The sequence below is a fragment of the Caballeronia sp. BR00000012568055 genome, assembly GCF_029439455.1.
GTDB lineage: Bacteria > Pseudomonadota > Gammaproteobacteria > Burkholderiales > Burkholderiaceae > Caballeronia.
The window spans coordinates 1-8012 of record NZ_JAQFVG010000351.1 but is presented as its reverse complement, the minus strand read 5'-3'; the positions used below and the strand labels follow the sequence as shown (position 1 = coordinate 8012).

Sequence of the window (8012 nt, the reverse complement as noted above, 5' to 3'; positions counted from 1 at the left end):
CGTCGCCGTGCTCGTTCAGGCCGAACATTTGTGCGTCAAAACGCGAGGCGTGGAGGATCCGTGTTCGGACACGGTAACCTGCAAACTGGATGGCGTGTTCAGGCAACCTGACAAACGCGCGGAATTTATCGCGTTATGCAAGGGGCTGACGTCCAATTAACGAAAGCTGCGTTGTTCGACGCTTGATCTAACGACACCTGATAATACCGGTCGGCTTTACCCCGACCGGACACTACTTGCCGAGTCACAACACGATGCCAACCAAACCATCACTCAGCGCTTATTTCCGCTTTGTCGGCCGCATTCGTGCAGTTCAGGCATCACCCGGCGCGCCGCAAATCGATGTCACGACACACCGTCTGCTGGATTCGCTTGTCGCGGCGTGGAGCGAAGACAGCGCGTTCAGCGTCACGGAGGCGATGGCGTTGTCGAGGACAGGCTCGCCGGCGACGGTGCATCGACATCTGAATCTGCTGCGGTCCGAAGGGCTTATTGCATTGCATGAAGTCATCTCGGACAGCAGAGTGAGAACCCTGATCCCGACGAAGAAGGCGCTCGGTTATTTGCATCGGCTGGCAGCGTGTATGGAGGATCCGCGCGGACGTTCGCGCTCCGGGAGCGCGTAGAACGCGGGTCGATGCTCTGCTGCATTGCACAGTTTTTTGACCCAAACTACGGAATAGGGCTTACCCGAATGCAAAAAAGTATTAGAAACGCGCCCTATACCGTGTAGTGAAATTTTGCGGCAGCCGCTATTCTTCGATCCATGACGCAGGCAGCAAAAAAAGCGTCCCGAGACACGAAGTTCATGGAGGCAGATGTGAAGAACGACAGAATCGATGCGGTCGAGAGCAGCGCTCGCCGTCGCGTTCGCGTCGCGGAGCCGGACCTCGAACTGGTGGCCGTGCCGCGCGATGAATCGTTCAAGGTGTGGTCGCATGGCTATCCGTACAGCACCGTTCGCTGGCATTTCCATCCCGAGTACGAGCTTCATCTCATTACCGCGACCACGGGCAAATGCTTCGTCGGCGATTACATCGGTGATTTTGCGGCGGGCAATCTCGTGATGACCGGGCCGAATCTGCCGCACAACTGGGTCAGCAACGTGCCGCGCGGCGAGCAGGTCAGCGAGCGTTGTCTGGTCCTGCAGTTCGATTCCGATTTCATCATGCGCGCCATCGACGCGTTCCCCGAGTTCAGAAAGGTGACCGGTCTGCTGGAAGCATCCGGTTCGGGTCTGTTGTTCAGCCCGGAAACGGGCGCGGCTGCCGAGCCGATTATGCGCGAGATGCTGCACGCGCAAGGCATGCGGCGCATCGTGCTGTTTGTATCGCTATTCGGACTGCTGCTTCAGAGTAGCGAACCGGTCAGGCTGGCAAGCGCCGCGTATCACGCCGATCCGGCGCGCTATGCCGAGACGCGCATCAATCACGTATTGACGTATATCGGCAAGAATCTCGCGCAGGAGTTGCGTGAGGCTGATCTGGCGGAGCTTGCCGGTCAGAGCGTGAGCGCCTTCTCCCGATACTTCCGCCGACACACCGGCGTGCCCTTCGTGCAATACGTGAACCGGCTGCGCGTGAACCTTGCATGCCAATTGCTGATGTCGGGCGAAATGAGTATTGGCGATATCGGCTATCAGGTCGGGTTCAACAACTTGTCGAACTTCAACCGGCAGTTTTTGTTGCTGAAGGGCATGTCGCCATCCAAATGGCGCGATTATCAGCAGCTCAACGCAATCAGCGGTTCTGAAACGCCGGACACGGCGTCACCACACGCGGTGGCCCTTGCCACCGTCCACGTCGTCCAATAAAACCCAGGAGACAAACGATGAAAAAGCAATTCAGGCTGGCCGCTACGCTCAATGCCATGGCATTAGGCATCCTTAGTATATCGGCGCAGGCCGCGCCCTCGGGGACGGTCGCATTCCTGATGCCCGATCAGGCATCCACGCGATACGAACAGCACGATTTCCCCGGCTTCAAGGCGACGATGAGCAAGCTGTGTCCCGATTGCAAGGTGCTCTATCAGAACGCGAACGCGGATGTGGCGACGCAGCAGCAGCAGTTCAATTCGGTCATCGCGCAGGGCGCAAAGGTGATCGTGCTGGACCCGGTGGATTCGACCGCTGCGGCCTCGCTCGTGCATCTGGCGCAAAGCCAGGGCGTGAAGGTGATCGCCTACGATCGCCCGGTTCCATCGACACCGGCTGACTACTACGTTTCGTTCGACAACGAAGGCATCGGACGCATGATCGCGCAGTCTCTGGTCGAGCATCTGAAGGAAACCGGCGTGCCGACCAGCAAGGGCGGTCTGCTCGAAGTCAACGGCTCGCCGACCGATGCAGCGGCAGGGCTGATCAAGAAGGGCATTCATGCAGGTATTGCGTCGGGCGGTTACAAGACGCTGGCCGAGTACGACACACCCGAATGGGCGCCGCCGAAGGCGCAGCAATGGGTCAGCGGCCAGATCACCCGATTCCAGTCGCAGATCGTCGGCGTGGTGGCGGCAAATGATGGCACGGCGGGCGGAACGGTCGCGGCATTCAAGGCGGCTGGCGTGAATCCGGTCCCGCCCGTAACGGGCAACGATGCGACCATCGCGGGTCTGCAACTGATCATTGCCGGCGACGAGTACAACACGATCCTGAAGCCGAGCGAAACGGTCGCGGCGGCGGCGGCCAAGGTCGCGGTCGGTTTCCTGTCGGGACAACCCGCGAAGGGCGAGACGACGTTATTCAATACCCCTACGCAATTGTTCACGCCGACGGTCATCACGGCCAAGAACCTCAAGAGCGAAGTCATCGACAAAGGGTTTGCGAGTGCCAAGACCCTGTGCACCGACCGTTACGCGGAAGGCTGCAAGAAGCTGGGCATCAGCTATTGAGCTTGCATCGCAGGGTTCTATTCATCCATTCGAGCAGAGGGGCGGTCCATGACTGACATCTCCACGACGCGGCCCGTGCCGGGAAAGCTGGTGCTGAGCTTGCGCAATGTCTCCAAGCACTTCGGCGCGGTCTCCGCGCTGACCGATATCGAACTCGATGTCCACGCCGGGGAAGTGGTCGCGCTGGTGGGCGACAACGGCGCGGGCAAATCGACGCTCATCAAGGTACTGGCGGGCGTGCATCAGCCGAGCGCGGGCACGATCACGTTCGATGGCCGCGAGGTCACGCTGGCCAATCCATCGGCGGCGCTCGATCTCGGCATTGCCACGGTGTTTCAGGATCTCGCGCTGTGCGAGAACCTTGATGTGGTCGCGAACATCTTTCTCGGTCGTGAGATGAGTCCCATGCGTCTGGACGAAGTGTCGATGGAAATGCGCGCCTGGACGCTGCTGAACGAGCTATCCGCGCGCATTCCCGATGTGCGCGACGTGGTGGCGTCGCTGTCGGGCGGGCAGCGGCAGACGGTCGCCATCGCGCGGTCGCTGCTGCTGGACCCGAAGCTGATCATGCTCGATGAACCGACGGCGGCGCTGGGCGTGGCGCAGACGGCGGAAGTGCTGAACCTGATCGAACGCATACGCGATCGCGGGCACGCGGTCATTATCATCAGCCACAACATGGAAGACGTGCGAGCCGTCGCGGACCGGATCGTCGTGCTCAGGCTCGGCAAGAACAACGGCGTGTTCTATCCCGACTCGTCGAATCAGGAACTGGTCGCCGCGATCACCGGCGCGACCGAGAACGCCGTCTCGCGCCGCGCCGACCGGCGTCAGGCGCAAACGAATGCCTAGTGGGAGACACAATCATGAGTAACCATGTTCAGGGCGCTTCCCCGGAGAAGCCGCAGAAAGCCGATCAGCCTCCGAGCTTGCTGGATCGCAGCGACGTGCGCGTGAAGCATGCTACGGGTGTCGGCGGCGCGGTCTCGGCGTTTATCGATCAGGTGAAATCGGGTGACCTCGGTTCGTTGCCGGTGGTCGTCGGTCTCGTCATCATCTGGACGGTTTTCACGAGTCTGAATCCGATCTTTCTGTCGGCCAATAATCTGGTCAACATGCTGTTCGATTGCTCGACCATCGGCGTGATTTCGCTTGGCATCGTATGCGTGCTGATGGTGGGCGAAATCGATCTGTCGGTCGGTTCGATGAGCGGCTTCGCCTCCGCGATGGTCGGCATGCTCTGGGTCAACGAAGGCTGGCCGGTGGGGCTGGCCATTCTGGCGGCTATCGTCGTGGGCGCGATCGTCGGCGCGTTGTATGCGTTCCTGCTCAACCGACTCGGCATGCCGGGCTTCGTCGCAACGCTGTCCGGATTGCTCGCCTTGCTCGGGCTGCAACTCTACGTGCTCGGTTCCAGCGGTTCCATCAACCTGCCTTATGGTTCAGCGATTGTGAACCTCGGGCAATTGATTGTGCTTCCGGCCATCGTGTCGTATGTCATCGCGCTCCTGCCCGGCGTGGTCATGCTGGTGCTCGGCATGCGCACGCATCAGCGGCGGCGGGCGTCGAATCTTTCCGCGCCTTCGGTCGGCAGTCTCCTGGCGCGCTGTGTCGTGATCACCGTTTTGCTGGAAGTCGTGGTGGCGTATCTGAATCAGGGGCGCGGCATTCCGCTGCTGTTCGCGCTGTTTCTCGCGCTCGCGGTCGTGATGGACTACATGCTCAGACGCACCCGCTGGGGCCGGTCGATGCACGCGGTCGGCGGTAACAAGGAAGCCGCGCGGCGCGCCGGTATCAACGTGAAGGGCATTTATATGAGCGCCTTCGTGATCTGCTCCGGACTGGCGGCGCTCGGCGGCGTGTTGACCGCGGCGCGGCTGGCGTCGGCGAGTCAGCAGGCGGGCACGGGCGATGTGAACCTCAACGCGATCGCGGCGGCGGTGATCGGCGGAACCAGTCTTTTTGGCGGACGCGGCAGTGCGTATTCGGCGGTGCTCGGCATCATCGTGATTCAGTCGATTGCGAGCGGACTGACGCTGCTGAATCTGTCGTCTTCGCTGCGTTTCATGATCACGGGCGCCGTGCTGGCGATTGCCGTTATCGTCGATTCGCTCGCCCGGCAATCGCGCGTGTCTCACGGCCGCGCTTGATTTCGAATATTCAGGAGACAGTCGAATGACTGACACGATCAAAGGAAAGGTTGCGGCGATTACGGGTGCGGCTTCGGGAATCGGTCTTGCCTGCGCGCGCGAGTTGATGGCTCACGGTGCGAAGGTCGTGCTGATCGATCGCGCCAAGGATCGGCTCGACACACTATGCGATGAACTCGGTCCCGACGCGTTGCCGCTCGTCGCCGATCTGTTGAATCCGGCGGACGTTTCGGGCCTGCTGCCACGCATTATCGATGCAGCCGGTGGTCTCGATATCTTCCACGCCAACGCGGGCGCGTACGTGGGCGGCGAAGTGACCGAAGGCGATCCCGACGCCTGGGATCGCATGCTGAATCTGAATATCAACGCCGCGTTCCGTTCGGTTCATGCCGTGCTGCCGCATATGGTGAAGCAGCAATCCGGCGACATTATTTTCACCAGTTCGATCGCCGGCGTGGTGCCGGTAGTCTGGGAGCCGATCTACACGGCGTCGAAGTTCGCGGTGCAGGCGTTCGCGCACACCACGCGCCGCCAGCTCGCAAAACACGGCATTCGTGTAGGCTCGGTGTTGCCGGGACCGGTCGTGACCGCCCTGCTCGATGACTGGCCCAAGGCGAAGATGGACGAGGCGCTGGCATCCGGCAGTCTGATGCAGCCGAAGGAAGTCGCGGATGCGGTGTTGTTCATGCTGACCCGGCCGCGTAACGTGACCATTCGCGACCTCGTCATTCTGCCGAACGCGGTCGATCTGTGAATTCCACTGCTTTTACGCTTGAGCGAACCACGAGCCATGAGTTCTGATCACACGACTTTTGATGCAGCGAACGCGCGATTCGTCGTTGGCGTGGATGTCGGCACGGGCAGCGCCCGCGCGGGCGTATTCGACCTCGACGGCCGCATGCTGGCGACGGCGAAGCACGACATCACGCTGTATCGCGAGAGCGGGTCTATCGTCGAACAATCGAGTGGCGAGATATGGGATGCGGTCTGTTACGCCGTCCGCGATGCAGTCGCGCAGGCGGATGTCGCGCCGGAACGGATCGTCGGAATCGGCTTCGATGCGACCTGTTCGCTGGTCGTGTTGGGCGCGGGCGGCGCACCGCTTGCGGTCGGACCATCGGAAGAGGCGCGGCGCGACATCATCGTGTGGATGGATCACCGCGCCGTGGAGCAGGCGGAACGCATCAACGCGGCCGGTCACGATGTGCTCAAGTATGTGGGCGGCAGGATATCGCCTGAAATGGAAACGCCGAAGCTGTTGTGGCTGCGCGAACATCGTCCGGCCGTCTTCGATGCCGCATGGCAGTTCTTCGATCTGACCGACTTTCTGACCTGGCGCGCGACCGGCGATTTATCCCGATCCACCTGCACGGTCACCTGCAAATGGACCTATCTCGCGCACGAGCAACGCTGGGACGCGAGCTATTTTCAGAGCATCGGATTGGGCGTGCTGGCGGATGAGGACTTCGCGCGCATCGGTCAGAAAGTGGTCGAACCGGGCACGCGGCTGGGCGACGGATTGACGCCGGAAGCCGCTGCGGCGCTCGGCCTGAACCCGGGGACGCCCGTCGCGGCGGGCGTGATCGATGCGCACGCGGGCGGCATCGGGACGGTTGGCGCGGAAGGGGAACCGGAAGCGTGTCTTGCCTATGTGTTCGGCACATCGTCCTGCACCATGACGACCACGCGTGAGCCGGTCTTCGTGCCGGGCGTCTGGGGACCGTATTTTTCGGCGATGGTCCCGAACGCGTGGCTCAACGAAGGCGGTCAATCCGTTGCGGGCGCGGCGATCGAACGGTTGCTCGCGCTGCATCCCGCTTCAACCGATGCGCGCATGCAGGCGCAGGGGGCGAATCAGTCGCTGCCCGAGATGCTCGCGCATTCAGCGACGCGTGCATCCGCCAACTTGTCGGGCGTCGTGAATCTGGCGGAAGGCGTACATGTGGTGCCTGAATTCCTGGGCAATCGCGCGCCATTTGCCGATCCGCACGCGCGCGCGGTAATCGCGGGCCTTGGCATGGAAACCGATCTGGACAGTCTGATATCGCTGTATATCGCGGGCGTGTGCAGTGTCGGTTATGGGCTGCGGCAGATTATCGACACGCAGGCGAAGGCGGGCGCATCGATCGATCGCGTGATGATCAGCGGCGGCGCGGGGCGGCACGATCTCGTGCGTCAGTTACTCGCCGATGCAACCGGCAAGCCGGTCGTCGCCACGCGCGCGGGGGAGCCTGTACTGCTCGGCGCGGCAATTTTGGGCGCAGTAGCAGGCGGCCAGTTCGACGACGTGCAAACCGCGATGGGCGTGATGTCGAAAGTAAGCCGTGTCTACGAGCCTGACGCGGACGTTAGCGCGCTGCATGCTGCGCGGTTTCGCGCTTTCACACGCTTGCAGGCGGTTGCGAAGGAGATTCGTGCGTTGAGTTAGCACGTCGCGAACGGCTGCTATTGCGCAGCAAGCGAACTCCGATTTGAGCCTTGCTACGCTGCCTGTCCATGTGGTCGAGCGAACACATGACCTCACGATGAGCTGGACACTTCGGCTGGTTTGCCTACCCTCAGAATCGCGCATGAGCAGATTGGTTTTACGCCAGCTCTGCCGGTCGGAAGCGAAACGGTCGTTCGCCATTCATTGAGGATTGCTTTATGAATTATCTTACGCCGGTGGCAGTGCCTCCGAAATCAACCTTCAACAAAGGGTTGAGTTCGCCGAACAACGCGTATATGAAAAGTATTCTTGGCAGCCCTGTCATCGACGACAAGTACGATCCGAATGGGAACGATACGCCGATCAATAATCCGGTTTTCAAGGCGCAGGTCGCGACCATGGATGTCGGCCCGTTCAAGGTCAGAGGCTTGAAGGTAGCGCTCGCTTCGCTTATCAAAGTCTGCGTGGCGGTCGAACATTCACAGCCCGACTTGTACGCACTGCTCGGACAGAACGGAATGCTCGTCGCCCGCTTTACCCGAATTGCT

General features: G+C 61.2%; 8 protein-coding genes and 1 pseudogene. All 9 read left to right on the top strand.

From position 1 onward, the window contains the following. Positions 1-7 precede the first annotated feature (7 nt). On the top strand, positions 8-160 hold the full coding sequence (locus P7F28_RS33920; protein WP_368860386.1) for a GTP cyclohydrolase I: 153 nt from the start codon (positions 8-10) through the stop codon (positions 158-160). 94 nt (positions 161-254) lie between these two features. Continuing rightward, positions 255-626, top strand: a complete 372-nt coding sequence (locus P7F28_RS30715) for a hypothetical protein (RefSeq protein ID WP_277188922.1) — start codon at positions 255-257, stop codon at positions 624-626. A 194-nt stretch (positions 627-820) separates the two neighbouring features. Beyond that, positions 821-1813 (top strand): AraC family transcriptional regulator, encoded by a 993-nt coding sequence (locus P7F28_RS30710; RefSeq protein WP_277188920.1) that lies wholly within the window; start codon positions 821-823, stop codon positions 1811-1813. Positions 1814-1830: 17 nt separating this feature from the next. After that, entirely contained in the window at positions 1831-2886 is a 1056-nt protein-coding gene (locus tag P7F28_RS30705) for a sugar ABC transporter substrate-binding protein (protein WP_277188919.1), read from the top strand. A 48-nt stretch (positions 2887-2934) separates the two neighbouring features. Then, on the top strand, positions 2935-3738 hold the full coding sequence (locus P7F28_RS30700) for an ATP-binding cassette domain-containing protein (RefSeq protein ID WP_277188917.1): 804 nt from the start codon (positions 2935-2937) through the stop codon (positions 3736-3738). Positions 3739-3752: 14 nt separating this feature from the next. Beyond that, positions 3753-5036 carry a sugar ABC transporter permease gene (locus tag P7F28_RS30695; protein ID WP_277188915.1) on the top strand — a complete coding sequence of 428 codons (1284 nt, stop codon included), beginning with the start codon at positions 3753-3755 and terminating at the stop codon, positions 5034-5036. 25 nt (positions 5037-5061) lie between these two features. Next, positions 5062-5790, top strand: a complete 729-nt coding sequence (locus P7F28_RS30690; RefSeq protein ID WP_277188913.1) for an SDR family oxidoreductase — start codon at positions 5062-5064, stop codon at positions 5788-5790. 36 nt (positions 5791-5826) lie between these two features. Continuing rightward, complete coding sequence (locus P7F28_RS30685; RefSeq protein WP_277188911.1) at positions 5827-7464, top strand: FGGY-family carbohydrate kinase; 1638 nt, start codon at positions 5827-5829, stop codon at positions 7462-7464. Positions 7465-7682: 218 nt separating this feature from the next. Beyond that, positions 7683-8012, top strand: a pseudogene (locus P7F28_RS30680) (hypothetical protein); the annotation flags it as partial.

Coding starts and splice junctions, on each gene's coding strand:
- P7F28_RS30715 (WP_277188922.1), top strand. CDS start 255: ATGCCAACCAAACCATCACTCAGCGCTTATTTCCGCTTTGTCGGCCGC.
- P7F28_RS30705 (WP_277188919.1), top strand. CDS start 1,831: ATGAAAAAGCAATTCAGGCTGGCCGCTACGCTCAATGCCATGGCATTA.
- P7F28_RS30700 (WP_277188917.1), top strand. CDS start 2,935: ATGACTGACATCTCCACGACGCGGCCCGTGCCGGGAAAGCTGGTGCTG.
- P7F28_RS30695 (WP_277188915.1), top strand. CDS start 3,753: ATGAGTAACCATGTTCAGGGCGCTTCCCCGGAGAAGCCGCAGAAAGCC.
- P7F28_RS30690 (WP_277188913.1), top strand. CDS start 5,062: ATGACTGACACGATCAAAGGAAAGGTTGCGGCGATTACGGGTGCGGCT.
- P7F28_RS30685 (WP_277188911.1), top strand. CDS start 5,827: ATGAGTTCTGATCACACGACTTTTGATGCAGCGAACGCGCGATTCGTC.